21 protein-coding genes are annotated in these 25,837 nt (G+C 60.3%); 12 read left to right on the plus strand and 9 right to left on the minus strand.

What is annotated here, in order from left to right; genetic code table 11:
- Positions 1–209: 209 nt before the first annotated feature.
- Complete coding sequence (locus tag H045_RS03080) at positions 210–2,801, minus strand: glycosyltransferase (protein WP_003231258.1); 2,592 nt, start codon at positions 2,799–2,801, stop codon at positions 210–212.
- A gap of 217 nt (positions 2,802–3,018) precedes the next feature.
- On the opposite strand from H045_RS03080, the gene tcdA reads away from it, so the two are divergent.
- Complete coding sequence (tcdA, locus tag H045_RS03085) at positions 3,019–3,828, plus strand: tRNA cyclic N6-threonylcarbamoyladenosine(37) synthase TcdA (protein WP_015371401.1); 810 nt, start codon at positions 3,019–3,021, stop codon at positions 3,826–3,828.
- 507 nt (positions 3,829–4,335) lie between these two features.
- Here the strand turns inward: tcdA and H045_RS03090 are convergent.
- The 4 genes from H045_RS03090 to H045_RS03105 all read right to left on the minus strand — a co-directional run bounded on the left by H045_RS03090 (position 4,336) and on the right by H045_RS03105 (position 7,398).
- Positions 4,336–4,752 (minus strand): SufE family protein, encoded by a 417-nt coding sequence (locus tag H045_RS03090; protein WP_015371402.1) that lies wholly within the window; start codon positions 4,750–4,752, stop codon positions 4,336–4,338.
- Positions 4,749–5,954: an aminotransferase class V-fold PLP-dependent enzyme gene (locus tag H045_RS03095; protein ID WP_015371403.1), complete on the minus strand. Its 1,206-nt coding sequence runs from the start codon at positions 5,952–5,954 to the stop codon at positions 4,749–4,751. The genes H045_RS03090 and H045_RS03095 overlap by 4 nt, the downstream gene beginning before the upstream one ends.
- A 69-nt stretch (positions 5,955–6,023) precedes the next feature.
- Positions 6,024–7,058, minus strand: coding sequence for a 2,3,4,5-tetrahydropyridine-2,6-dicarboxylate N-succinyltransferase (dapD, locus tag H045_RS03100; protein WP_003231250.1), 1,035 nt, complete (start codon positions 7,056–7,058; stop codon positions 6,024–6,026).
- 31 nt (positions 7,059–7,089) lie between these two features.
- Entirely contained in the window at positions 7,090–7,398 is a 309-nt protein-coding gene (locus tag H045_RS03105; RefSeq protein ID WP_236277933.1) for an arsenate reductase, read from the minus strand.
- 239 nt (positions 7,399–7,637) lie between these two features.
- On the opposite strand from H045_RS03105, the gene H045_RS03110 reads away from it, so the two are divergent.
- Positions 7,638–9,287 (plus strand): Na+/H+ antiporter, encoded by a 1,650-nt coding sequence (locus H045_RS03110; protein ID WP_003231246.1) that lies wholly within the window; start codon positions 7,638–7,640, stop codon positions 9,285–9,287.
- A 9-nt stretch (positions 9,288–9,296) separates the two neighbouring features.
- Here H045_RS03110 and H045_RS03115 read toward each other — a convergent pair whose 3' ends face one another.
- The 4 genes from H045_RS03115 to map form a co-directional block, all read right to left on the minus strand.
- Positions 9,297–10,040, minus strand: coding sequence for a M12 family metallopeptidase (locus H045_RS03115; RefSeq protein WP_015371405.1), 744 nt, complete (start codon positions 10,038–10,040; stop codon positions 9,297–9,299).
- A gap of 107 nt (positions 10,041–10,147) precedes the next feature.
- Complete coding sequence (gene dapC, locus H045_RS03120; protein WP_015371406.1) at positions 10,148–11,347, minus strand: succinyldiaminopimelate transaminase; 1,200 nt, start codon at positions 11,345–11,347, stop codon at positions 10,148–10,150.
- Positions 11,348–11,428: 81 nt separating this feature from the next.
- Entirely contained in the window at positions 11,429–14,122 is a 2,694-nt protein-coding gene (locus tag H045_RS03125) for a [protein-PII] uridylyltransferase (protein ID WP_015371407.1), read from the minus strand.
- 60 nt (positions 14,123–14,182) lie between these two features.
- Positions 14,183–14,965, minus strand: a complete 783-nt coding sequence (map, locus tag H045_RS03130) for a type I methionyl aminopeptidase (protein WP_003231237.1) — start codon at positions 14,963–14,965, stop codon at positions 14,183–14,185.
- Between the two features lie 387 nt (positions 14,966–15,352).
- Between map and rpsB the strand changes: the two genes are divergently transcribed.
- From rpsB to H045_RS03180, 10 genes are all read left to right on the plus strand, one after another.
- The gene (gene rpsB, locus H045_RS03135) at positions 15,353–16,090 is read left to right on the plus strand and encodes a 30S ribosomal protein S2 (protein ID WP_003189158.1); all 738 of its coding nucleotides are present in this window, start codon (positions 15,353–15,355) and stop codon (positions 16,088–16,090) included.
- Positions 16,091–16,281: 191 nt separating this feature from the next.
- On the plus strand, positions 16,282–17,145 hold the full coding sequence (tsf, locus tag H045_RS03140; RefSeq protein ID WP_003231235.1) for a translation elongation factor Ts: 864 nt from the start codon (positions 16,282–16,284) through the stop codon (positions 17,143–17,145).
- 211 nt (positions 17,146–17,356) lie between these two features.
- Positions 17,357–18,100: a UMP kinase gene (gene pyrH, locus H045_RS03145; protein WP_003189161.1), complete on the plus strand. Its 744-nt coding sequence runs from the start codon at positions 17,357–17,359 to the stop codon at positions 18,098–18,100.
- A complete protein-coding gene (frr, locus tag H045_RS03150; RefSeq protein ID WP_003231233.1) occupies positions 18,097–18,654 on the plus strand; it encodes a ribosome recycling factor in 558 nt (185 codons plus the stop codon). Before pyrH ends, frr begins: the two co-directional genes overlap by 4 nt.
- Positions 18,655–18,671: 17 nt before the next feature.
- Positions 18,672–19,427 (plus strand): polyprenyl diphosphate synthase, encoded by a 756-nt coding sequence (gene uppS, locus H045_RS03155; RefSeq protein ID WP_003231231.1) that lies wholly within the window; start codon positions 18,672–18,674, stop codon positions 19,425–19,427.
- Complete coding sequence (locus tag H045_RS03160; RefSeq protein ID WP_015371408.1) at positions 19,428–20,234, plus strand: phosphatidate cytidylyltransferase; 807 nt, start codon at positions 19,428–19,430, stop codon at positions 20,232–20,234.
- Positions 20,231–21,421, plus strand: a complete 1,191-nt coding sequence (gene ispC, locus H045_RS03165) for a 1-deoxy-D-xylulose-5-phosphate reductoisomerase (protein WP_003231227.1) — start codon at positions 20,231–20,233, stop codon at positions 21,419–21,421. The genes H045_RS03160 and ispC overlap by 4 nt, the downstream gene beginning before the upstream one ends.
- A 52-nt stretch (positions 21,422–21,473) precedes the next feature.
- A complete protein-coding gene (gene rseP / locus H045_RS03170) occupies positions 21,474–22,826 on the plus strand; it encodes a sigma E protease regulator RseP (RefSeq protein ID WP_015371409.1) in 1,353 nt (450 codons plus the stop codon).
- 74 nt (positions 22,827–22,900) lie between these two features.
- The gene (gene bamA / locus H045_RS03175) at positions 22,901–25,288 is read left to right on the plus strand and encodes an outer membrane protein assembly factor BamA (protein ID WP_003231223.1); all 2,388 of its coding nucleotides are present in this window, start codon (positions 22,901–22,903) and stop codon (positions 25,286–25,288) included.
- A 45-nt stretch (positions 25,289–25,333) separates the two neighbouring features.
- Positions 25,334–25,837 (plus strand): OmpH/Skp family outer membrane protein, encoded by a 504-nt coding sequence (locus tag H045_RS03180; RefSeq protein ID WP_003189173.1) that lies wholly within the window; start codon positions 25,334–25,336, stop codon positions 25,835–25,837.

The raw sequence follows: 25,837 nt of genomic DNA on the forward strand, positions 1-25,837 counted from the left end.
AATACAGAACTTGAAACGGCGCAGGACAAATGTGGGAGCTGGCTTGCCTGCGATCGCATCACCGCGGTGTAACTGTCAGACCGCGGCGTCTGCATCGCAGGCAAGCCAGCTCCCACAGAGAGCAGGGCCAGCCCAAGACTCACAAAACGGCCGTTATCTTATAGCAAAACGGCGACCAGAGGCCGCCGTTTAGTGCATTGCGCAAGTTTTTACGCCGCAGGCGCGGGCTCGGGCGCCGCTGCCGGTTTGGGCAGTGACGACAGGAACGCCATGATCAGCGCTGCCACATACGGCAGCGACTGCACCAGCAGCATCACCACCCAGAAGCGCATGTCATTGCTCGGCAGGCCCTGCACCAGGTAGATCCCCAGCGCGGCGCCCCACAACAGCAGCATGATGAACATCTCTTCGCGGGCTTCGGAAATCGCCACCCAGAAGCCGTGGTTATCGGCGTTTTTCGGCGTACGAAAGAACGGAATACTGGTGGTGAAAAAGCCATACAGCACCGCCTTGGCGATGGTGTGCGACAACGCCAGCCCGGCCAGGGCCGCGCAGAATGCGTCCTTGAGGTTCACGCCGACGGCGCGGCGGTACAGGAAGATGATCTTGCCCACCTTGAACACGAACAGCGCCAGTGGCGGGATCGCGAAAATCAGCAGCGGCGGGTCGACCCGCGCTGGCACGATGATCATCGCCGCCGACCACAACAGCGCGCCGACGGTAAAGAAGATGTTCATGCCGTCCGCCACCCACGGCAGCCAGCCCGCAAGGAAGTGGTAGCGCTGGCCACGGGTCAGCTCGGTGTCCTTGCCGCGCAACAGACTCGCGGTGTGGCGCTTGATGATCTGGATCGCGCCATAGGCCCAGCGGAAACGCTGCTTCTTGAAGTCGATGAAGGTGTCGGGCATCAGCCCTTTGCCGTAGCTGTCGTGGTAATACGCAGCCGACAGGCCTTTCTCGAATACCCGCAGGCCCAGTTCGGCGTCTTCGCAGATGCACCAGTCAGCCCAGCCGAGTTCTTCGAGCACCGAGCGACGCGTCATGGTCATGGTGCCGTGCTGGATGATCGCGTCGCGGTCGTTGCGGGTGACCATGCCGATGTGGAAGAAGCCCTTGTATTCGGCGTAGCAGAGCTTTTTGAAGGTGCTTTCGTTCTGGTCGCGATAATCCTGGGGCGATTGCACCACGGCGATTTTCGGGTCGGCGAAGTGCGGCACCATGTGCTTGAGCCAGTTGGGCGACACGCAGTAGTCCGAGTCGATCACCGCGATCACTTCGGCGTCCGCTGCGGTGTGCGGGATCAGGTAGTTCAGCGCGCCACCCTTGAAACCGGCCAGGGGCGAGACGTGGAAAAACTTGAAGCGTGGACCGAGGGTTTCGCAGTAGTCGCGCACCGGTTCCCACACCGCCGGGTCTTTGGTGTTGTTGTCGATGATCAGGACTTCATAGTCCGGGTAATCGAGGGCGGCCAGGGCATCGAGGGTCTGTTTGACCATCTCCGGCGGCTCGTTGTAACACGGCACATGGATCGACACTTTCGGACGGTAGTCCGAATCACCTTCCACCGGCAGGAATTCACGGCGGCGCTTGTGCGTCCACACCGCTTCGGCCAGCTCGTGGGCTTCGGTCAGCAACACGATGAACACGCCCATCGCACCCAGTGCCAGCAGGAATCCGACGGTCAGGCTGAACCAGGTGCTGTACTGCTGGCTGTAGTCGTAGCCGATCCACACCAGCACCGACCCGCACAGAAACGCGATAAAGGTCAGGAAGGTGCGACCGCGCTGACGCAGCGCCGAGCCATCGATCATCAGCAGGGTCAGCGAGAGCAGGGCCAGCACCACCGAACCGATCGCCAGCACCCGCCATTGCGGGATCGCGACCACCGGCCCTTCAAAGTTGAATTTCTGCTGGCGTGCCGCGTTGAACACGCCCCAATAGGCGCCCGCCGAGCCTTCGTCGCTGACCTTCCACGGCTGGTCGAACGCCTCGATCACGAAATAGTTGAAGCCCTGGCGATTGAGCTTGTTGACCAGCGTGCGCAGGTAGATCGCCTGGTCGGCCGGGGATGATTCATTGCCGCCGCGCATGCGCCCGTTGCTCGGCCAGCCGACTTCAGACAGCAACAGCGGTTTTTTCGGGAACAGTTTCTTCAGGTCCCGGGCACGGTCGAGTACGTACTGGCCGGCCTTGTCCATCGGGATAAATTCCCAGAACGGCAGGATGTGCGCGGCGATCAGGTCGACGTGTTTGGCCAGTTGCGGGTTCTTTTCCCATATGTGCCATTGCTCGGAGGTGGTCACCGGCACTTTCACGGCGGCGCGCACCCGGTCCAGCAGCACGATCAGCGCTTCGGGGGTGATTTCTTCACGGAACAGCGCTTCGTTGCCCACCACCACGCGCACCACGCTGCGCGAGCTGTTGGCGATTTCGATGGCGCGCTGGACTTCACGCTCGTTGCGTTCCAGGTCCGGGCTGATCCAGATACCCAGGGTCACGCGCAGGCCGAACTCTTCGGCCAGCTTGGGGATATCACCCAGGGTGCCGTCGACCGAGTAGGTACGGATGTTGTCCGTCAGCTTGCTCATGATTTCGAGGTCGCGACGCATCTGGTCGTCGCTCGGGTATTGGTTTTTCTGCGGGTACTGGCCCTGCTGGAATGGCGAGTAGGAGAACCCCGAGATCTGTTCCGGCCAGTTGGGAGTGGTGACCGGGCGGTTGATCAGCGCCCAGAAACCGGTGAACAGCGCGGCAATTGCCAGCACCACCACCAGGTTGAGTCCAAATTTACGCGATGACATGGCGATTTCGGGTTCCAAAGGGTGTGGAACGAAAAGAGGCGTCGGCCTACGCCGAACGGCGCGCATCCTACACCGGCCTTTCCCTGAGCGTACAGCAAGCCAGGAAAAACCTGACGTTGGGCAGCGAAACGCTCGCTAAGTTCTTCACCTGTCAGTTGTCGCTTAAAACTTGCCGCTGCGTAGCCCATAATGCACGCCGGTTTTTGGGGTAATGGTTATGAGCACAGAAGATCCACGGTTTGCAGGCGTCGCTCGCTTGTATGGCATTGAAGGCCTTGAGCGCTTGAAAGCGGCCCATGTGGCGATCGTCGGCGTCGGCGGCGTCGGCTCCTGGGCGGCGGAGGCCATGGCCCGTTGCGGGGTGGGCGAGATTTCGCTGTTTGACCTGGACGATGTCTGCGTCAGCAACAGCAATCGCCAGTTGCATGCGCTGGACAGCACCGTGGGCAAACCCAAGGTCGAGGTCATGGCTGAGCGTCTGCGCGGCATCAACCCAGCGTGCACGGTGCATGCGGTGGCGGATTTCGTGACCCGCGACACCATGGCTGAATACATCACGCCGAACATCGACTGCGTGATCGACTGCATTGACGCGGTCAACGCCAAGGCCGCGCTGATTGCCTGGTGCAAGCGCCGCAAGATCCAGATCATCACCACCGGCGGCGCGGGCGGGCAAATTGATCCGACGCTGATTCAGGTGTGCGACCTGAACCGCACGTTCAACGACCCACTGGCCTCGAAAGTACGCTCGACCCTGCGTCGCGACTATGGTTTTTCGCGTACGGTGACGCGCCATTACAGCGTGCCTTGTGTGTTTTCCAGTGAGCAACTGCGCTATCCGAAGCCGGATGGCAGCATCTGTTTGCAGAAGAGTTTTGTCGGGGATGGCGTGAAGCTTGACTGCGCGGGTGGGTTTGGTGCGGTGATGATGGTGACTGCGACGTTTGGGATGGTGGCGGCGACCAAGGCGGTGGATAAGATTGTGGCTGGGGTGCGCAGGCCTTCGGAGCGGGTTAAGGCGAATTAGGTGGGGGGTGGGGTACATATCCGTTGCTGCGGTAACGACTGATAGGGGTTCCGCCCTTACGGCGGGTCACTTTTTGAAGAGCGCAAAAAGTAACCAAAAACGCTTCGCCCCACCACTTGGCACCTCGCTTAGGCTCGGTGTGCCCGCACGCAGGCTTGAATCCGTGGGCCGCCGCAATGGGCCATCCCTGGCCCAGTGCGGCTAACCCGGCGTCCTGCCGGGTTACCCACGGATTCAAACCTGCGTTCGGCCAGCGTGGTTGACGGGGCGCCTAAGATCAAGATCAAAAGCCAAAACAAAGCAGATCAAAAGCAATGTGATATCCAGCAGGCAAATGGAGATCCTAATGTGGGAGGGGGCTTGTCCAGTGTCTGGCAGAGGATCCCGGTCGGCTCTCAGGCCGCCGCGCTTTTGCTTTTGATCTGAGGCGCCCCGAGTCTAGGCGAGGCACCAAGTGTTGGGGCAAGAGCAGCCGTTAGCGCAGCAACGGACAGGCACCCAGCCCCATCAATTTTGCATGCGCGCCAAGCCCCGCATGCGCTGCAAAACCGCATTCAACCCATTACTGCGCGAAGGCGACAACTGCCGGGACAACCCCAGTTGATTGAACCAATCAGACAAATCCACCGCCTGCAGCTCAGCCACCGACAGCCCATTAACCCGCGCCAACAACAGGGCCACCAACCCGCGAATCATCCGCGCCTCGCTGCTGGCCGCAAACTGCCAGTGCCCGTCCTGCAGGCGGCCCACCAACCACACCTGGCTTTCGCAGCCCTGCACCAGGTTGGCCTCGACCTTGTCTTCCTCCGCCAGTACCGGCAGCCGCTCGCCCCATTTCATCAGCATGCGCGCGCGCTGCTCCCAGCTGCCTACGGCCTGGAACGCCTGCAATGCGGCCACTGCATCCACTGGCAGTTGGCTCATCGCAACATATCCAGGGCCTGATCCAGCGCCGCGAAGAATCGCTCCAGGTCATCCGAGTCGTTGTACAGCGCCAGCGATACGCGGATTGCCCCGGGCAACTGCATGGCCTTGAGCAGCGGCATCGCGCAATGGTGACCGGCACGGATGGCAATGCCCTGTTCGGTCAGCAGGTGAGCCAGGTCGGCATTGTGCACGCCCTCGACCACGAAGCTGACCAGCGCGGCCTGTGGCTTGCCCAAAACGCGCACGCCGTTGCGCGCGTTCAGGCCGCGCAGCAGGTAGTCATGCAGGGCCGCTTCATGGGCCATGACGGTTTGCGGGTCCAGTGAACTCAGGTAATCCAGGCTGGCGCCCAGGCCGATCACGCCGGCAATCGGCGGTGTGCCGGCCTCGAAACCCAGTGGCGCGGGGCGAAAGCTCGCCGCGTGGTAGTCGGCCTGTTGCACCATCTCGCCGCCGAATTGCCAGTGACGCAGGTGATGCAGGGCTTCGTTGCGGCCAAACAGCACGCCGATACCGTCCGGACCGTAGAGTTTGTGGCTGGAAAATACATAGAAGTCGCAGTCCAGGGTTTGCAGGTCGTGGCGACCGTGCACGATGCCTTGGGCGCCGTCGACCACGCTCAGGGCTCCCCGCGCGCGGGCCAACGCCAGTAAGGGATGCAGGGGTTGCCAGGTGCCGAGCACATTGGACAATTGGCTCACCGCCAGCAGACGCGTACGCGGGCCGATCAGTTCGGCGGCGGCGTCGAGGTCGATCAGACCGGCCGCATCGAGCGGCAATACCACCAGTTTCAGCGCGCGGCGTTTGGCCAGTTGCTGCCAGGGCAGCAGGTTGGCGTGGTGCTCCAGGGCGCTGATGACCAGCTCATCGCCCGCATTGAACAAGTGCTCAAGGCCATAGGCCAGAAGGTTCAGCGCCGAGGTGGCGCCGTGAGTGAACACGATTTGCCCGCTGTCGCCTGCGTTGAGCCACTGCGCGACCTTTACACGGCTGTCTTCGAACGCCTGGGTGGCATGGGCCCCCGGCAGATGCTGGGCACGGTGCACATTGGCGGCGCCATTGGCGTAGTAATGGCTGATCGCATCCAGCAAGGCCTGGGGTTTTTGGGTGGTGGCGGCGTTGTCCAGGTAGGTCTGGTCCTGCCGTTGCAGGGTGGCAATGGCCGGGAAATCGGCGCGCCAGGGGGAGGGCACAAGCATGGTGGTCAAGACTCGTATAAGCGAACCGCACCCCGAGGGCGCGGCCCGCCAGTGGCATCGAGTGGCTGCTTAGTTGTGAGCGTGCAGCGCTTCGTTCAGTTCGATGGCCGATTTGTGGGTTTTGCACTCCACGGCACCGGTCTCGGAATTACGACGGAACAGCAGGTCGGGCTGGCCAGCCAGTTCGCGCGCCTTGACCACCTTGACCAGTTGGTTCTGCTCGTCCAGTAGCGCCACCTTGGTGCCGGCGGTCACGTACAGGCCCGATTCCACGGTATTGCGGTCGCCCAAGGGGATACCGATACCGGCGTTGGCGCCGACCAGGCAGCCTTCACCGACCTTGATCACGATATTGCCGCCGCCCGACAGGGTGCCCATGGTGGAGCAGCCGCCACCCAGGTCCGAGCCCTTGCCGACGAATACGCCTGCCGAGACACGGCCTTCGATCATGCCCGGGCCTTCGGTGCCGGCATTGAAGTTGACGAAACCTTCGTGCATCACCGTGGTGCCTTCGCCCACATACGCACCCAGGCGGATACGCGCGGCGTCAGCGATACGCACGCCGGCGGGGACCACGTAATCGGTCATTTTCGGGAACTTGTCCACCGAGAACACTTCCAGCAGATCACCACGCAGGCGCGCTTCCAGTTGGCGCTCGGCCAGTTCATTGATGTCGATCGCGCCCTGGCTGGTCCACGCCACGTTCGGCAACTGCGGGAACACACCGGCCAGGCTCAGGCCGTGGGGCTTGACCAGGCGGTGGGACAGCAGGTGCAGCTTGAGGTAGGCCTCAGGCGTGGACGTGAGTGCAGCGTCTTCGGCCAGCAGGGTGGCGACCAGCGGCGTGTGGCTCTCGGCCAGGCGGCTGAGCAGCGCGGCCTGGGCCGTGTCGACGCCTTTAAGCGCGTCGGCCAGTTGCAGGGCCTGGGACACGGTGAAGGTGATGGCCTGGTTGCCGTCGGTGTAACCGAGGATCGGCGCGATGGCCGCGACGATTTCAGCCGATGGGTTGAGCAGGGGTTGTGCGTAAAACACTTCCAGCCAGGCACCCTGGCGGTTCTGAGTGCCAACGCCGAAGCCAAGGCTGAACAGGGAATGGGACATGCTGTTACCTCTACAAAGATGGAAGGCTGGCCTACTTGAGGGCCGCCGAATAACTTTCTGGCTTGAAGCCAATCAGGGTTCTGTCGCCGAGATCGAGCACCGGGCGCTTGATCATCGAGGGTTGTGCGAGCATCAATTCAATGGCTTTCGACTGATCGAGATCGGCTTTGCGTTCGTCTTCGAGTTTGCGAAAGGTGGTGCCCGCACGGTTCAACACCACTTGCCAACCGTGCTCATCGCACCATTGGGTCAAATGTTCGCGGTCGATACCGGCCGTTTTGTAATCGTGGAACTGATAGGCGACGCCGTGCTCTTCGAGCCAGGTGCGCGCCTTTTTCATGGTGTCGCAGGCTTTGATGCCGAAAAGGTGCAACGTTTTGCTTGAATCGGTCAAGGAACTGCCCCCTTTTGGACTAATGAAACCGAAGGATCGCGGATTATGCCATGCCCAGCGGATTTGGGTGTTGTAGGACTTTTGTGTACAAGCCAGGGCAGCATAGGCGGCTAATATGGCACTTCAACGGCCAATTGTTGCCTGATGTGTGTCATTGCAAGTCGATTGTCCGGGAACCCCGCTTTATGCAAACCGCTTACACCGTGCTTATCCTGCTGATGTTGGTCAGCGTTTCGCGTCTGGTCGGACGTGTCGTCCCCCTGCCGTTGCCCCTGGTGCAGATTGCCGCCGGCGCCTTGCTGGCCTGGCCGACGCTGGGGCTGCATGTGGCGCTGGACCCGGAGCTGTTTCTGTTTCTGTTTCTGCCGCCGCTGTTGTTCTCCGATGGCTGGCGGATGCCCAAGCGCGAGTTGTGGCGCTTGCGCGGGCCTATCCTGACGTTGGCCGTAGGGCTGGTGCTGTTCACCGTGGTGGGTGCCGGTTATTTCATTCACTGGCTGCTGCCTGCGATCCCGCTGCCGGCGGCCTTCGCGCTGGCGGCGGTGTTATCACCGACGGACGCGGTAGCCGTGTCGGCCATTTCCCAGAATCGTTTGCCCAAGCCGCTTATGCACATGCTGCAGGGCGAGGCGTTGATGAATGACGCGTCAGGTCTGGTGACCTTCAAGTTCGCCCTGGCGGCGGCGCTGACGGGGGTGTTTTCCCTCGCGGACGCCAGCCTGACGTTTGTGTTGGTGGCGGTGGGCGGCCTGGCAGTGGGAGTGGCATTGAGCTGGCTGGTCGGCCGCCTGCGTGCCTGGATGATCGCGCGCGGCTGGGACGATCCGGCCACTCACGTGGTGTTCATGTTGCTGCTGCCGTTTGCCGCGTATGTAGTGGCCGAGCGCTTGGGCGCGTCAGGCATCCTCTCGGCGGTGGCGGCGGGCATGATGCAAAGCTGGCTCGATCTGCTGCCGCGTCAGACCAGCACGCGTCTGCTCAATCGCAGTGTCTGGTCGCTGCTGGAGTTCGCGTTCAACGGCCTGATTTTTCTACTGCTGGGCCTGCAACTGCCGGACATCATCAAGGCCGTGGTCAGCCATGAGCCGACGGTATGGCCCACCCTGTTTTATCGCTGCCTGGACGTGGTTGTGATTTTCCTGGTGCTGGTGGTGTTGCGCTTTATCTGGGTGCAGAGCATCTGGCGCCTGTCAGTCTTGCTCCGACGTCTACGTGGGAAAGGTGAGCTGACCCAGGTGCCGACCGCGCGTTCGTGCTGGCTGTTGACCTTTGGCGGAGTGCGTGGCGCCGTGACCCTGGCTGGCGTCATGTCGGTGCCTTTGCTGCTGGCGCCGGGGCAGAATTTTCCCGAGCGCGACCTGCTGATCTTCATCGCGGCCGGGGTGATTCTGTTGTCGCTGGTGGCGGCCTGTATCGCCTTGCCCCTGCTGTTGCGCGGCCTTGAAAAAAGCCCGGATGAAAAGCGCCAGAACGAAGTGCGCGAGGCCTGGAGGAAAACCGCGGAAGCCGCGATCCATGCCCTGGAAGCCGAGGAGCCCGCCGAAGCGGACCCTGCGGATGCGGCCAAGGCGGCCCTGGCGACCGAGCTGAGAGCGCGGTTGATGTCGGAGTATCGCCATCAGTTGGAGGTGTTCAATGACTCCGCCGAAGCCCAGGCTCTGGCGCAGCAGATGGACCAGCTTGAGCGCAAGCTGCGGCTCAAGGCCCTGCGTGCGCAACGCCTTGAACTCTACAGCCTGAGCCGTCATCACCAGATTGGCGATGACGTGTTGAGGGAGGTCTTGGCGGAGCTGGACATGAGTGAGGCGAATCTGGGGACGATGAGGCCCGGATAGCTGAACTGTTTACGGGTTGGCGCTTGAATCGGCGTCGCCGCCCTTAAACCGCCTGGGCGTATAAAGTGTGCGAATAATGGTCTGGTCCCCTTTGGATAAAGAGTAGTTTTGCGGCACTTCCTGTCCATCGATGGTTTCGTCGGCATACGTAGCGTAGTGCATGATAGAGCGGGTGTCGTAGGGGGTTTGAAGTACATTGGGGCCGGTATAAGTACTAAATATATTAAGATCAATCATGTCTCTATCCCAGCCTTGACTTTCATTCATGGACCTATAGACGTAGTCCTTGTCCCAGTTGATCGTGTTGGCCGGGTGCTGGTGTTCATGTTCCATTCCCAGGGCATGTCCGATTTCATGCAGGGCCGTCGTGCGGAACACTGCCGAGTCGTCATTCCTGTCCAGGTGCATCGTCGGCTCGTCCAACGGCATGTCTTTCGCATCGATTCCTACAGCCGACCAACTGCCCTGGAAGCCCTCGTCATCGGTGATTCTAATATCGCCGTCCTTGCCATCGACAACGTTGAAGCGCAGCGCGGGGGTGTGATGAGCCCATTCCCTGAGTGCGTCGATTACCAGCGCTTTACTTCTGTTATCTCTCAGGTCCAATGCGATATTAACAATGCCGTCCGGCCACCTTTTACTGGTGTCCGCAATCCCTCTTTTGGTTCGAGAGACAGGGTTGGAAGCCGAAGTTTCTCCCGGTATGTCAGATGGGCGAGGAATAAAGGTCGATACGTGAATGGGGGAACTCATGCTTTCTACTCTCGGAATAAGGTACCGAGTAGTGGAGAGCAGGATTTAATTGGTTCCCTGAGCAAATTGAAACCGCACTGCGTTGCACAGTGCGGGATTTGAACGAATTAGCGGGCGCGCTGAACGAAGTCGCGAATCCGCTCCGCCGCTTCCACGCACTCGGCCAGCGGCGCAACCAGCGCCAGGCGTACGCGGCCGGCGCCAGGGTTTACGCCGTCCACTTCCCGCGACAGGTATGAGCCCGGCACCACGGTCACATGCTCTTGCACAAACAAGTCGCGGCAGAACGCGGCATCGTCACCCTGCACATTCGGCCACAGGTAGAAGCCGCCATCCGGGTGTTGCACGTCCAGTACCGGCTCGAGGATGGCCAGCACGGCGTCGAATTTCTCGCGATACAGGTCACGGTTGGCCTGCACATGGGCTTCATCCTGCCAGGCCGCAATGCTGGCCAGTTGGGTCTGCACTGGCATCGCGCAGCCGTGGTAGGTGCGGTACAGCAGAAAGGCCTTGAGGATATCGGCGTCGCCCGCCACGAACCCGGAGCGCAGGCCCGGCAGGTTGGAGCGCTTGGACAGGCTGTGGAACACCACGCAACGCTTGAAATCCTGACGGCCCAACTCGACGCAGGCGCTGAGCAGACCCGGTGGCGGGGTGTGTTCGTCGAAGTAGAGTTCGCTGTAGCACTCGTCGGCGGCGATGACGAAGTCGTACTCGTCGGCCAGGGCGATGAGTTTTTTCAGGGTGTCGACCGGGATGAGTGCGCCGGTTGGGTTGCCGGGGGAGCACAGGAAGAGGATCTGGCAGCGTTTCCAGATGTCCGGTGACACCGCATCGAAATCCGGGTTGAAGCCGTTTTCATCCAGGCACGGCAGGTAATGCGGCTTGGCTCCGGCGAGGAACGCAGCGCCTTCGTAGATCTGGTAGAACGGGTTCGGGCTGACCACCAGGGCATCGTCGCTGCGATTGACCACGGTCTGGGTAAAGGCGAACAGCGCCTCGCGGGTGCCGTTGACCGGCAGAATATTGCGCGCCGGATCCAGCCAGCCCTTGGGCACAGTGAAGCGACGTTCGCACCAGGCACCGATGGCTTCGCGCAGCGCCGGGATGCCCAGGGTGGTTGGGTACACCGCCATCTGGTCGAGGTTATTGCTCAGTGCCTCGGCGACGAAGGCGGGCGAGGTGTGCTTGGGTTCGCCGATGGACAGGGCAATCGGACGCTTGTCCGGGTTTGGCGTGACGCTGCCGAGCAGCGCGCGCAGTTTCTCGAACGGGTAGGGCTGCAGCTGGTTCAGGGCGTTGTTCATTACAAGTCTCGTCAAATTCAGTTGTCGGCACGCGGTCTGGTTGCCGGGGAACATCCAATGTGGGAGGGGCCCCGGCATGGCTCAAATAGTCAGGCGGGTCACGGGCTCCTGGGTCACGCTCAATTGCTGCACGATCGCCGCCTGCAGGCGCCGGCACAGCTCGGGGTCGGACAGCGGCTGGTTGTCGGCGTCAGTAATAAAGAACACGTCTTCCACGCGCTCGCCGAGCGTTGCGATTTTGGCATTTTGCAATGACAGATCGAATTCCAGGAAAATCCCGCCGATGCGTGCCAGCAGGCCGGGGCGGTCGGGCGCGCTGAGTTCCAGTACGGTGACCGGGCGCTGGGCATCGTTGGAGATGGTGACCTGAGGCGCAAAGGCAAAATGCTTGAGCTGGCGCGGCACCCGGCGCTGGATGATGGTCGGATAATCGTCCGGGTTGCGCAGCGCGTCGGTCAGGCCGTCGCGGATTTTCTTCACCCGCGCCGGGTTGTCGCCGATGGATTCGCCTTCGGTGTCGAGCACGATATAGGTGTCGAGGGTGAACTGGCTGCTGGAGGTGATCACCCGGGCGTCATGAATGTTCAGGTTGAGCTGGTCCATGGCCGCCACGGTCACCGCGAAGAAGTCGTGCTGGTCGGGCGCATAGATGAAAATCTGTGTGCCGCCCTCGAATTCGCGCTGGGTGGTTTCCTTGATCAGCACCAGCGGGCCGCCATCGGCCGGCTGCTGCAGGATCGCATCGGTGTGCCAGGCCACATCGCCGGCAGTGTGGCGCAGGAAGTAATCGTCGCCCAGTTGCGACCACAGTTGCTCGACGTCATCCGGGTCGTTGCCGCCGCGCACCAGAATATCCAGGGCCGCGCTCTGCGTGCGACGGATCTGCTCTTCACGGTCCACCGGGTTTTCCAGGCCGCGGCGCAGGGCACGCTTGGTCTCGGTGTACAACTGGCGCAGCAGGCTGGCGCGCCAGGAGTTCCACAGCGTCGGGTTGGTGGCGTTGATGTCGGAAACGGTCAACACGTACAGGTAGTCGAGGTGGGTTTCATCGCCGACGATCTGCGCAAAGTCGTGGATCACCTGCGGGTCGGACAGGTCCTTGCGTTGGGCGGTGGTCGACATCACCAGGTGGTTCTGCACCAGCCACACGATGAGGCGGCTGTCCCACAGCGGCAGTTGGTGGCGCTGGCAGAATGCTTCGGCGTCGACCGCGCCGATCTCCGAGTGATCGCCATGGCGGCCCTTGCCGATGTCGTGGTACAGGCCGGCGAGGTAGATCAGTTCCGGCTTGGGCAGCTTGGCCATGAGTTTGCTGGCCAGCGGAAATTTTTCCGACACCTGGGTGTATTGCAACTTGCGCAGGTGCTTGATCAGGTTGAGGGTGTGGGCGTCGACGGTGTAGATGTGGAACAGGTCGTGCTGCATCTGCCCGACGATAAAGCCGAACTCCGGCAGGTAGCGCCCGAGGATGCCGTAACGGTTCATCCGCCGCAGGTTGCGGTGGATGCCGATCCTGCACTTGAACAGTTCGATGAACAGGCTGGTGTTGCGAATGTCGTTGCGAAACTCGTCATCGATCAGGTGACGGTTTTCCCGCAGCAGGCGAATCGTGTCGGCGCGCACGCCTTTGATTTCCGGCTGCTGGGCCATCAACACGAAGATTTCGAGCATGGCGAACGGGGTGCGGCTAAACACGTTGTCGTTGCGTGCCTCGATGTAGCCATCGTGCAACTGGAAGCGCGAGTTGATGGGCTGCGGCGGCGCTTCGTCCTCGGGCGCCAGAATCACTTCTTCGAAATGCTGGATGATCAGGTCGCTGAGCTGGGCGATGCTCATCACCACCCGATAGTACTGCTGCATGAAGCTTTCGATGCTGGTCTTCGCGTCTTCGCCCTCGAAGCCGAGCAGTGTGGCGATGGAGCGCTGATGGTCGAACAGCAGGCGGTCTTCCGAACGACCGGCGAGCATGTGCAGCGCGTAGCGCACCTTCCACAAAAATTCCTGGGACGACGCCAGCAAGGCGTTTTCGCTCTCTACCAGGAAGCCTTCGCCCGCCAGCGCGCGCAGGTTCAGGGTGCCGTACTGGCGCCGCGCTACCCACAAAATCGTCTGGATATCCCGCAACCCGCCCGGCGAGCCTTTGACGTTGGGCTCAAGGTTGTATTCGGTGTCGTTGTACTTGTGGTGCCGGGCTTTCTGCTCGGCGCGCTTTGCCAGGAAGAACTCCTTGCTCGGCCACATATGCGCGGTGCTGGTGACGTCCAGCATGCGTTGGCGCAGGCGCTCGGGGCCGGCGATGGTGCGGCTTTCCATCAGGTTGGTGATAACCGTCAGGTCGGCGCGGGCCTCTTCGGCGCATTCGGCGACCGAACGCACGCTCTGACCGACTTCCAGGCCAATGTCCCACAGCAATGTGAGAAAGCGCTCAATGGAATCGCGAAAGATCTCATGATCGTCGCTGTCCAGCAGAATCAGCAGGTCGATGTCGGAGTAGGGGTGCAGTTCGCCGCGCCCGTAGCCGCCAACTGCCACCAGCGCAATATCCGCCTCGCGGCTCCAGCTGAACTGCTCCCAGGCCTTTTGCAGGATGTTGTCGACGAACCAGGCGCGGTCCTCGATCAGCCGACGAATGTCCCGGCCGCTGCGAAAGCGCGCATCGAGCACTTCGCGGGCTTGGCGGATGGCCTTCTTGAACGCGGCGATGGGGCTCGCCTTCAGGGCCAGTTCGGCCTGGAACTGGCCACGGTCGAAGAGTTCGGGATCCACCTGGGGCATCGATCGGCTTTCCTTTCTATCTATTGAGTTGCACGCAACGTGGGAAAACCAGCGCAAGCCTTATGGCGAGACGCGTGCAATCGTGTCGTCGGCGCGCAGGGTGAAGATTTCGTAGCCGGTCTCCGTGACGAGCAGGGTGTGTTCCCACTGGGCTGAAAGCTTGCGGTCCTTGGTGATGGCGGTCCAGCCGTCGCCCAGCACCTTGGTGTCGGCTTTGCCCTGATTGATCATCGGCTCGATGGTGAAGGTCATGCCTGCCTTGAGCTCCATGCCGGTGCCGGCACGGCCGTAGTGCAGGATCTGCGGCTCTTCGTGGAACACCGTGCCGATGCCGTGGCCGCAGAATTCGCGGACCACCGAGAAACCGTTCTTTTCGGCGTGCTTCTGGATCACTTCGCCGATGTCGCCCAGGCGGCAGCCAGGCTTTACGATTTCAATGGCCTTGTACATGCATTCCTGGGTCACCTCGGACAGGCGCTCGGCCCAGACCGGCACGTTGCCGACATGGAACATGCGGCTGGTGTCGCCGAAGTAGCGGTCCTTGATCACCGTGACGTCGATGTTCAGGGTGTCGCCGTCCTTCAACGGTTTGTCGCCGGGGATGCCATGGCATACCACATGGTTGACCGAGGTGCAGATCGACTTGGGGAAGCCCTTGTAGTTGAGCGGCGCGGGGATGGCGCCCTGCACATTGACGATGTAGTCGTGGCAGATCTGGTTCAGAGTTTCGGTGGTGACGCCGGGCTTGACGTGCTCGGCGATCATTTCCAGCACGTCCGCTGCCAGCTTGCCGGCGATACGCATACCGGCGATGTCTTCGGCGGTTTTCAAACTAACGGTCATACAGGCTCTCTTTAGCGCAATGCGCTGAAATCAATACGGTTCGAGGGCGTGCGATAAAAGGTTACAGAATTCGCACAGGCCGCAAAAAACGCGATTCTATCAGACGCGGGCGGCAAATCATGAGCCCCTGATGATCGCTTCTGTCTATAAGGTGGGGCTAAATGGGCTCTATTCAAAGGGTTACATTCGGGTTGCGCAGGCCGGATGTGATTTCGAGTTCCGTTTTCGTCTTCGCCGTGGTATAAAATGCGCCGCTTTCCGGGGATACCCCGCAAAGCTTAAATCCACACACGTGTCGACACGATGACCTGGGTGCCGGAGGCCTTGATGCCGCTGGTTGGTCATTGGGATACGTGGAGGCCAAACCCGACTTATCAAGGAACTATCATGTCCCAAGTCAACATGCGCGATATGCTGAAGGCCGGTGTGCACTTCGGTCACCAGACCCGTTACTGGAACCCGAAAATGGGCAAGTACATTTTCGGCGCACGTAACAAGATTCACATCATCAACCTTGAAAAAACCCTGCCGATGTTCAACGAAGCACTGACCTTCGTAGAGCGCCTGGCCCAGGGCAAAAACAAGATTCTGTTCGTCGGCACCAAGCGTTCCGCTGGCAAGATCGTTGCTGAAGAAGCAGCACGTTGCGGTTCGCCGTACGTCGATCACCGCTGGTTGGGCGGCATGCTGACCAACTTCAAAACCATCCGTGCTTCCATCAAGCGTCTGCGTGACCTTGAAGTGCAAGCCGAAGACGGTACTTTCGCCAAGCTGACCAAGAAAGAAGCGCTGATGCGCTCCCGTGACCTGGAAAAGCTCGATCGTTCCCTGGGTGGTATCAAGGACATGGGCGGCCTGCCTGACGCACTGTTCGTGATCGACGTTGATCACGAGCGCATCGCGATCACCGAAGCCAACAAGCTGGGCATCCCGGTTATCGGCGTTGTCGATACCAACAGCAGCCCGGAAGGCGTTGACTACATCATCCCAGGCAACGATGACGCAATCCGCGCTATCCAGCTGTACATGGGTTCGATGGCTGACGCTGTCATCCGTGGTCGCAACCACGTTGCTGGTGGCACCGAGCAGTTCGTTGAAGAAGCTCCGGTAGCCGCAGCTGAGTAATTGACGCCCTGGCGTTGACTCAGTAAGCAAAAAGGGGGCTTGGCCCCCTTTTTGCCCCCTCGGAAACCGTTTGTCGGCAGCGCAGCTACTTTTTTGTAACGTGCAGCGGCCCGCAACGGTGATTCGGGAAGAATTGATCCCCCGTTCGATCGGGTGGAATGGTTGAAAACCTATCCAAGAGGAATTTGAAAATGGCAGCAATTACTGCAGCGTTGGTTAAAGAACTGCGTGAGCGTACTGGCGAAGGCATGATGGATTGCAAGAAAGCCCTGGAAAAGGCTGACGGCGACATCGAAAAAGCCATTGATGACATGCGTGCTTCCGGCGCGATCAAGGCTGCCAAGAAAGCAGGCAACGTCGCTGCTGAAGGCGCGATCGCTCTGAAGGAAGACGGCAAATCTGCCGTTTTGCTGGAAGTGAACTCGCAGACCGACTTCCTGGCCCTGCAGGACGACTTCAAAGCCTTTGTTGCTGCCAGCGTTGAAAAAGCGTTCGCCGACAAGCTGACTGACGTCGCTCCGCTGATCGAAGCTCAGGAAGCGGATCGCCTGGTACTGGTCGGCAAGGTTGGCGAAAACGTCAACATCCGTCGCCTGGTTCGCGTTGAAGGTGATGTTGTTGGTGGTTACCTGCACGGCAACAAGATCGGTGTTGCCGTTGTACTCAAAGGCGGCAACGTTGAACTGGCCAAGGACATCGCTATGCACGTAGCGGCCAGCAACCCTGAGTTCCTGCTGCCTTCGGAAGTTTCTGCCGAAGCCATCGAGCGTGAAAAAGCTGTGTTCCTGCAGCTGAACGAAGAAAAAATCAAAGGCAAGCCAGAAAACATTGTTGAGAACATGGTCAAAGGCCGTATCAGCAAGTTCCTGGCAGAAGCAAGCCTGGTTGAGCAGGCGTTCGTCAAGAACCCTGAAATCAAGGTTGGCGAGCTGGCCAAGAAAGCCGGTGCCGAAATCGTTTCCTTCACTTACTTCAAAGTAGGCGAAGGCATCGAGAAGCCGGTCGACAACTTCGCTGAAGAAGTTGCTGCCCAGCTGGCTGCCGCCAAGCAATAAGACAGTTTTCAACTGTCGCCCGAAAGAGGCTGCCCGCTCACGCGCGCAGCCTCTTTTCAAATGGGCAGGCCGATTTAATTTGGCTTCCCCTCGGAACTGGCTTACAAAGCCGTGTTCCGATGGCGCTGTGACAGCGTCCAGCTAGAGTGAACGCAAGCCGTAAACGGCTCGCCAAGAATTTTTAAAAAATACGCCGCAGGAGAGATTCGCAATGGCTCAGCAGGGCAGTGGTTATCAGGCTCGCTATAAACGCATTCTACTCAAGCTCAGCGGCGAGGCCCTGATGGGCTCGGAAGAGTTCGGGATCGATCCCAAAGTGCTCGACCGCATGGCGCTGGAAGTCGGCCAACTGGTTGGCATCGGTGTGCAGGTCGGCCTGGTGATCGGCGGCGGCAACCTGTTCCGCGGTGCGGCGCTGAGCGCGGCCGGCATGGATCGCGTGACCGGCGACCACATGGGCATGCTGGCCACTGTGATGAACGCCCTGGCCATGCGTGACGCGCTGGAGCGTGCCAATATCTCGGCCATCGTGATGTCGGCTATTTCCATGGTGGGCGTGACCGATCACTATGATCGCCGCAAAGCCATGCGCCATCTCAATTCCAAAGAGGTGGTGATTTTTGCCGCCGGCACCGGTAACCCGTTCTTCACCACGGATTCGGCGGCGTGCCTGCGTGCCATCGAGATCGATGCCGACGTGGTGCTCAAGGCCACCAAGGTGGATGGTGTGTACACCGCAGACCCATTCAAAGACCCGCATGCCGAGAAGTTCGATCATCTGACCTACGATGAAGTGCTGGATCGCAAGCTGGGCGTGATGGACCTGACGGCTATTTGTCTGTGCCGCGACCACAAAATGCCGCTGCGCGTATTTAACATGAACAAGCCCGGTGCCCTGCTGAACATCGTACACGGCGGCGCGGAAGGGACTCTGATCGAGGAAGGCCAACAATGATCAACGAAATCAAGAAAGACGCTCAAGAGCGTATGCAGAAATCCCTGGACTCCCTGAACCATGCATTTGGTCAGATTCGTACGGGCAAGGCTCACCCAAGCATTCTGGGCAGCGTGATGGTGCCGTACTACGGCGCAGACACCTCCATCACTCAGGTGGCCAACATCACCGTAAAGGACTCGCGCACCCTGCAGGTCGTGGCATTTGAGCGCAACATGCTCGGCGCCGTCGACAAGGCCATCCAGAGCGCCGGTCTGAACCTCAACCCGACCAACCTGGGCGAGTTGCTGCTGATCTCCATGCCGGCGCTGACCGAAGAGACCCGCAAGGGCTTCACCAAGCAGGCGCGTAGCGCGGCTGAAGATGCGCGTGTTGCCGTGCGTAACATCCGTCGCGATGCCTTGGGTGACCTGAAGAAGCTGGTCAAGGACAAGGAAATCAGCGAAGACGAAGAGCGTCGCGCCGTCGCCGACATCGACAAGCTGACCAAGGATGCCGAGGCGCAGATCACCAAGGCAACCGACGAGAAAGAAAAGGACCTGATGGCCGTATAAGGGGTCAGGACGCCTTCATGGAAAAGACCAAGCAGACTGTGCCCTCCGTGGTGCCGCGCCATGTCGCGATCATCATGGATGGGAATAATCGCTGGGCGAAGAAGCGCTTTATGCCGGGCGTGGCCGGGCATAAAGCGGGTGTCGACGCGGTACGGGCTGTGATTGAAGTGTGCGCCGAGGCCAAGGTCGAGGTGCTCACGCTGTTTGCCTTCTCCAGTGAGAACTGGCAGCGCCCGGCCGACGAAGTCAGTGCCTTGATGGACCTGTTCTTCAAGGCCCTGCGTCGTGAAGCCAAGCGCCTCAATGACAACAACATCTGCCTGCGCATCATTGGTGATCGCTCGCGCTTCCATCCGGAACTGCAGGCCGCCATGCGCGAGGCCGAGGCGATCACCGCCGGGGCCGACCGTTTTGTGCTGCAGATCGCCGCCAACTATGGCGGTCAGTGGGATATCGCCCAGGCAGCGCAGCGACTGGCCAGAGAAGTGCAGGCCGGTCACTTGCAGCCGGAAGACATCACGCCCGAGTTGTTGCAAACCTGCCTGGTGACCGGCGACCTGCCGTTGCCGGACTTGTGCATTCGCACCGGTGGCGAACACCGCATCAGCAATTTCCTGCTGTGGCAGCTGGCTTATACCGAGCTGTATTTCTCCGACCTGTTCTGGCCGGACTTCAAACACGATGCCATGCGCAAAGCGCTGGCTGATTTCGCTTCCCGTCAGCGTCGCTTCGGTAAAACGAGCGAGCAGATCGAAGCTGGAGCCCGGGTTTAAATGCTTAAACAACGAATCATCACGGCACTGATCCTGCTGCCCATCGCGCTTTGCGGGTTTTTCCTGCTCGACGGTTCCGGTTTTGCACTGTTTATCGGCCTGGTCGTGACGCTGGGTGCCTGGGAATGGGCGCGTCTGTCGGGTTTCACCAGCCAGCTGCCACGTGTGGTCTACGCCGCTGTGGTGGCAGTGCTGCTGTTCCTGATGTACATCCTGCCGGACGTCGCACCCTGGGTGCTGGGCGCGGCGGTGCTGTGGTGGGCGATGGCGACCTTTCTCGTGCTGACCTACCCGCGCACCAGCGGCCACTGGTCCAGCGTCGCCTGCAAATTGGTGATCGGCCTGCTTATTCTGCTGCCGGCCTGGCAAGGGCTGGTGGAGATCAAGCGCTTCCCGATTGGTAATCAATTGATCCTGGCAGTGATGGTGCTGGTTTGGGGTGCCGATATTGGCGCGTACTTTTCCGGCCGTGCCTTCGGCAAGCGCAAGCTCGCTCCGGCTGTCAGTCCGGGTAAAAGCTGGGAAGGCGTCTACGGCGGCCTTGCCTTGACGCTGGTGATCACGCTGATAGTCGGGATAGTGCGCGACTGGTCGCTGAAGGAAATTCTCCTGGGCCTGGTGGGCACGGCGATCGTCGTGTTTATTTCGGTGGTGGGTGACCTTACCGAAAGCATGTTCAAGCGCCAGGCCGGGATCAAGGACAGCAGTAATCTGCTGCCGGGTCATGGCGGCGTGCTGGACCGTATCGACAGTCTCACCGCCGCCATCCCGATCTTTGCCGTGCTGTTGTGGATGATCGCTTCGTGAGTCGTGCGCAACAGGTGACAGTGCTGGGTGCTACGGGCTCGATAGGGCTGAGCACCCTCGATGTAATTGCGCGGCATCCTGAGCGTTATCAGGTATTCGCCCTCACGGGCTTTTCGCGCGTGAAGGAATTGCTGGCGCTGTGCGTGCGCCATGTGCCGCGCTTTGCCGTGGTGCCTGAGGCGGCGGCTGCGCGAGGCTTGCAGGATGATCTGCGCGCTGCCGGGCTGGCCACTCGGGTGCTGGTGGGCGAGGAGGGGTTGTGTCAGGTGTCGGCGGACGCCGAGGTCGACACGGTGGTGGCTGCCATCGTCGGTGCTGCCGGTCTGCGTCCGACGTTGGCCGCAGTCGATGCCGGCAAGAAAATTCTGCTGGCCAATAAAGAGGCGCTGGTGATGTCCGGCGCGCTATTTATGCAGGCGGTGCGCAAGAGCGGCGCCGTGCTGCTGCCTCTGGACAGCGAACATAACGCTATTTTTCAGTGCATGCCCGGTGATTTCGCGCGTGGCCTGAGCCAGGTGGGTGTGCGCCGGATTCTTTTGACTGCCTCCGGTGGGCCCTTCCGGCAAACGCCGCTGGCGCAGCTGGAGCATGTATCGCCGGAGCAGGCCTGCGCTCATCCGAACTGGTCCATGGGCCGCAAGATTTCCGTCGACTCGGCCAGCATGATGAACAAGGGCCTGGAGCTGATAGAAGCCTGCTGGCTGTTCGATGCGCGGCCGGAGCAGGTCGAGGTGGTGATTCACCCGCAAAGTGTGATTCATTCCCTGGTCGACTATGTGGACGGTTCGGTGCTGGCGCAGTTGGGCAATCCCGACATGCGCACGCCCATCGCCAATGCCCTGGCCTGGCCGGAGCGCATTGATTCCGGGGTCGCGCCTCTGGACCTGTTTGCCATTGCCCGCCTGGACTTCGAAGCGCCGGATGAGCAGCGTTTTCCTTGTCTGCGTCTGGCGCGTCAGGCGGCCGAGGCGGGCAACAGCGCACCGGCGATGCTCAATGCGGCCAATGAAGTGGCCGTGGCGGCGTTTCTCGAACGGCGCATCCGCTTTCCGCAGATCGCGAGTATCATCGACGACGTCCTGAGTCTTGAGCCGGTAGTGGTCGTGAATGAGTTGGCGGCGGTGTTCGAGGCTGATACAAAGGCCCGGGTCCTGGCCGAACAATGGCTGAACCGCAACGCGCGTTAGTCGGCGGGCATGTGTGGCCTGCGGGCACTGGATTGGAATGCGGAGAAATTAGATGAGTGCGCTCTACATGATTGTCGGCACCCTGGTTGCTCTGGGGGTGCTGGTTACCTTTCACGAATTCGGCCACTTCTGGGTGGCACGCCGCTGTGGCGTGAAGGTGCTGCGCTTTTCCGTCGGCTTCGGTATGCCGCTGGTGCGTTGGCATGATCGCCAGGGCACCGAATTCGTGATCGCAGCCATCCCGCTGGGGGGCTACGTCAAGATGCTCGATGAGCGCGAAGGCGAAGTGCCGGTTGACCAGTTGGACCAGTCCTTCAATCGCAAGACCGTTGGTCAGCGTATCGCCATTGTCGCCGCCGGACCGATCGCCAACTTCCTGCTGGCCATGGTGTTCTTCTGGGTGTTGGCCATGCTGGGCAGCCAGCAGGTGCGTCCGGTCATCGGCGCGGTCGAGGCGGACAGTATTGCGGCCGAGGCCGGTCTGACTGCGGGGCAGGAAATAGTTTCCATTGATGGCGAGCCGACCACGGGTTGGGGCGCGGTCAATTTGCAGCTGGTGCGCCGTCTGGGTGAGAGCGGCACCGTCAATGTGGTGGTGCGCGAGCAGGATTCCAGCGCCGAAACTCCGCGTGCATTGGCACTGGACCATTGGCTCAAGGGTGCCGACGAGCCTGATCCGATCAAATCCCTGGGTATCCGGCCATGGCGCCCATCGTTGCCGCCAGTGCTCGCCGAGCTGGATCCGAAAGGTCCGGCGCAGGCCGCAGGTCTGAAAACCGGCGACCGTCTGCTGGCCCTCGATGGCCAGCCGCTGAATGACTGGCAACAGGTGGTCGACCTGGTGCGTGTACGGCCTGACAGCAAAATTGTGCTGAAAGTCGAGCGCGATGCCGCGCAAATCGACGTCCCCGTAACCTTGTCGGCTCGTGGCGAAGCCAAGGCGGCCGGGGGTTACCTGGGTGCCGGAGTGAAAAGCCCGGAGTGGCCGCCGTCGATGGTGCGTGAGGTCAGCTTCGGGCCGTTGGACGCGATCGGCGAGGGTGCTAAACGCACCTGGACCATGAGTGTGCTGACCCTGGAGTCCCTCAAGAAAATGTTGTTCGGCGAGCTCTCGGTAAAAAACTTGAGTGGACCGATAACCATTGCTAAAGTGGCGGGCGCTTCTGCCCAGTCGGGTGTCGCGGATTTCCTGAATTTCCTGGCTTATCTCAGTATCAGCCTTGGAGTTCTGAATTTGCTGCCCATTCCTGTATTGGATGGGGGGCATCTGTTGTTTTATCTGGTCGAGTGGGTGCGTGGTCGCCCCTTGTCGGATCGGGTGCAGGGTTGGGGGATACAGATCGGTATCAGTTTGGTGGTCGGGGTGATGTTGTTAGCCCTGGTTAACGATCTGGGTCGTCTGTAACGCTTCGCTGAATTGCGAATCTGCCGCATTTTGCGGCAGTTTGTTTATTGCCAGTTGGAATAAGAAAGGACTTCATGAAACGTCTGCTGCTAACTGCGGTTCTCACCGTATTGATGATCGCCGAAGTTCACGCCGAGTCCTTCACTATCTCCGATATTCGCGTCAACGGCCTCCAGCGGGTTTCCGCAGGTAGCGTCTTTGGTGCCTTGCCGTTGAACGTCGGGGAACAGGCGGATGATCGTCGCCTGGTGGAATCCACTCGTGCGCTGTTCAAAACCGGTTTCTTTCAAGACATCCAACTGGGTCGCGAAGGTAACGTCCTGGTCATCACCGTCGTCGAGCGACCTTCCGTCGCCAGTATCGAGATCGAAGGCAACAAGGCGATCTCTACTGAAGACCTGATGAAGGGCCTCAAGCAATCGGGCCTGGCCGAGGGCGAGATCTTCCAGCGTGCCACGCTTGAAGGTGTGCGTAACGAGCTGCAACGTCAGTACGTTGCCCAGGGTCGCTACTCGGCCAGCGTCGAGACCGAAGTGGTGCCGCAGCCGCGCAACCGTGTCGGCCTCAAGGTCAACATCAACGAAGGCACCGTGGCCGCCATTCAGCACATCAACGTGGTGGGCAACACCAAGTTCGATGATGACGAACTGGTCGGCCTGTTCGAACTCAAGACCACCAACTGGTTGTCGTTCTTCAAGAACGATGACAAGTACGCCCGTGAAAAACTCTCCGGTGACCTGGAGCGTCTGCGTTCGTTCTACCTGGACCGTGGCTATATCAACATGGATATCGCTTCGACCCAGGTGTCCATCACCCCTGACAAGAAGCATGTGTACATCACCGTCAACGTCAATGAGGGTGAGAAGTACAAGGTGCGTGACGTCAAGCTGAGCGGCGACCTGAAAGTCCCTGAAGACCAGGTCAAGTCCCTGTTGCTGGTGCAGAAAGACCAGGTGTTCTCGCGCAAGCTGATGACCACCACGTCCGAGCTGATCACCCGTCGCCTGGGTAACGAAGGCTATACCTTCGCCAACGTCAACGGCGTGCCGACCCCCCATGACGAAGATCACACCGTGGACATCACTTTCGTGGTCGATCCCGGCAAGCGTGCCTACGTCAACCGCATCAACTTCCGTGGCAACACCAAGTCTGCCGACGAAGTGCTGCGCCGTGAAATGCGCCAGATGGAAGGCGGCTGGGCGTCGACTTACCTCATCGACCAGTCCAAGACCCGTCTTGAGCGCCTGGGCTTCTTCAAGGAAGTCAACGTCGAAACCCCGGCCGTACCGGGTGTGGACGACCAGGTTGACGTGAACTACGCCGTCGAGGAACAAGCCTCGGGTTCGATCACCGCCAGCGTCGGTTTTGCACAGAGTGCCGGCCTCATCCTTGGTGGTTCGATCACCCAGAACAACTTCCTCGGTACCGGTAACCGTGTGTCTATCGGCCTGACCCGAAGCGAATACCAGAGCCGCTATAACTTCGGTTATACCGACCCCTACTGGACTGCTGACGGTGTGAGCCTGGGCTACAACGCCTTCTACCGCACCACCGACTACAAAGACCTCGACGTCGACGTGGCAAGCTACGCGATCGACAGCCTGGGTGCCGGCGTCAACATCGGTTATCCGATCAGTGAGACTTCGCGTCTGACTTTCGGCCTCACCGCGCAGCAGGACGAGATCAAGACCGGTGTGTTCACCGTGGACGAAATCTTTGACTTCACCCGTCGTGAAGGCGACAAGTTCCTGAACTTCAAGGCGTCTGCCGGCTGGTCCGAATCGACCCTGAACAAAGGTGTGCTGGCGACCCGTGGCCACTCCCAGAGCCTGACTGCGGAAGTCACCACGCCGGGCAGCGACCTGTCGTTCTTCAAGCTTGATTACCGCGGCCAGTTGTTCCAGCCGTTGACCGACAACTACACCCTGCGCCTGCACACTGAGCTGGGCTATGGCGACGGTTACGGTTCGACCAATGGCCTGCCGTTCTATGAGAACTACTACGCAGGTGGTTTCAACTCGGTACGTGGTTTCAAGGACAGCACGCTGGGTCCTCGTGGTACGCCAAGCCGTGGTCAGGCATTTACCGGTAACCAGGGCACGCAGGTGGACTCGGACAACGATCCACTGCCGTTCGGTGGCAACGTGTTGATCCAGGGTGGCGCGGAAGTCCTGTTCCCGCTGCCGTTCGTGAAAGACCAGCGGTCCCTGCGCACGTCGGTCTTCTGGGACGTGGGTAACGTGTTCGATTCCAAATGTGACCAGATCACCAACCCGAGTGGCGTGAAGTCCAATACCCAGTGCAACGACGTGAGCCTCAGCAATCTGGCGAGCTCCGTGGGTGTGGGTGTGACCTGGGTGACCGCGCTTGGTCCGTTGAGCTTCGCTCTGGCCATGCCGATCAAGAAGCCGGATAACGCTGAAACCCAGATTTTCCAATTCTCCCTCGGCCAGACGTTCTAAGCGTCTGACCCAAGATAACGACAACGGATTCTGTAGGAGTACATCGTGCGTAAGTTGACTCAATTGGTCCTGCTGGCCACCGTGCTGGTAACCACCCCGGCCTTCGCCGAAATGAAAATCGCCGTGCTGAACTATCAGATGGCTTTGCTTGAATCCGACGCGGCCAAGCGTTACGCCGTGGATGCCGAGAAAAAATTCGGTCCGCAACTGACCAAACTCAAGACTCTGGAAAGCAGCGCCAAGGGTATCCAGGACCGTCTGGTTGCTGGCGGCGACAAGATGCAGCAGGGCGAGCGCGAGCGCCTGGAGCTTGAATTCAAGCAAAAGGCCCGTGACTATCAGTTCCAGTCCAAGGAACTGAACGAAGCCAAGGCTGTTGCCGACCGTGAAATGCTCAAGCAGCTCAAGCCCAAACTCGACAGCGCTGTGGAAGAAGTCATCAAGAAAGGTGCCTTTGACCTGGTGTTCGAGCGCGGCGCCGTGATTGACGTCAAACCTCAATACGACATCACCCGTCAGGTGATCGAGCGCATGAACCAGCTGAAGTAA

It is taken from the genome of Pseudomonas poae RE*1-1-14, from assembly GCF_000336465.1.
Lineage (GTDB): Bacteria > Pseudomonadota > Gammaproteobacteria > Pseudomonadales > Pseudomonadaceae > Aquipseudomonas > Aquipseudomonas poae.

Bases quoted from the DNA above. Each gene is read 5' to 3' on its own strand.
- H045_RS03080 (WP_003231258.1), bottom strand. From the start codon at position 2,801: ATGTCATCGCGTAAATTTGGACTCAACCTGGTGGTGGTGCTGGCAATT.
- tcdA (WP_015371401.1), top strand. From the start codon at position 3,019: ATGAGCACAGAAGATCCACGGTTTGCAGGCGTCGCTCGCTTGTATGGC.
- H045_RS03090 (WP_015371402.1), bottom strand. From the start codon at position 4,752: ATGAGCCAACTGCCAGTGGATGCAGTGGCCGCATTGCAGGCGTTCCAG.
- H045_RS03095 (WP_015371403.1), bottom strand. From the start codon at position 5,954: ATGCTTGTGCCCTCCCCCTGGCGCGCCGATTTCCCGGCCATTGCCACC.
- dapD (WP_003231250.1), bottom strand. From the start codon at position 7,058: ATGTCCCATTCCCTGTTCAGCCTTGGCTTCGGCGTTGGCACTCAGAAC.
- H045_RS03105 (WP_236277933.1), bottom strand. From the start codon at position 7,398: ATGAAAAAGGCGCGCACCTGGCTCGAAGAGCACGGCGTCGCCTATCAG.
- H045_RS03110 (WP_003231246.1), top strand. From the start codon at position 7,638: ATGCAAACCGCTTACACCGTGCTTATCCTGCTGATGTTGGTCAGCGTT.
- H045_RS03115 (WP_015371405.1), bottom strand. From the start codon at position 10,040: ATGAGTTCCCCCATTCACGTATCGACCTTTATTCCTCGCCCATCTGAC.
- dapC (WP_015371406.1), bottom strand. From the start codon at position 11,347: ATGAACAACGCCCTGAACCAGCTGCAGCCCTACCCGTTCGAGAAACTG.
- H045_RS03125 (WP_015371407.1), bottom strand. From the start codon at position 14,122: ATGCCCCAGGTGGATCCCGAACTCTTCGACCGTGGCCAGTTCCAGGCC.
- map (WP_003231237.1), bottom strand. From the start codon at position 14,965: ATGACCGTTAGTTTGAAAACCGCCGAAGACATCGCCGGTATGCGTATC.
- rpsB (WP_003189158.1), top strand. From the start codon at position 15,353: ATGTCCCAAGTCAACATGCGCGATATGCTGAAGGCCGGTGTGCACTTC.
- tsf (WP_003231235.1), top strand. From the start codon at position 16,282: ATGGCAGCAATTACTGCAGCGTTGGTTAAAGAACTGCGTGAGCGTACT.
- pyrH (WP_003189161.1), top strand. From the start codon at position 17,357: ATGGCTCAGCAGGGCAGTGGTTATCAGGCTCGCTATAAACGCATTCTA.
- frr (WP_003231233.1), top strand. From the start codon at position 18,097: ATGATCAACGAAATCAAGAAAGACGCTCAAGAGCGTATGCAGAAATCC.
- uppS (WP_003231231.1), top strand. From the start codon at position 18,672: ATGGAAAAGACCAAGCAGACTGTGCCCTCCGTGGTGCCGCGCCATGTC.
- H045_RS03160 (WP_015371408.1), top strand. From the start codon at position 19,428: ATGCTTAAACAACGAATCATCACGGCACTGATCCTGCTGCCCATCGCG.
- rseP (WP_015371409.1), top strand. From the start codon at position 21,474: ATGAGTGCGCTCTACATGATTGTCGGCACCCTGGTTGCTCTGGGGGTG.
- bamA (WP_003231223.1), top strand. From the start codon at position 22,901: ATGAAACGTCTGCTGCTAACTGCGGTTCTCACCGTATTGATGATCGCC.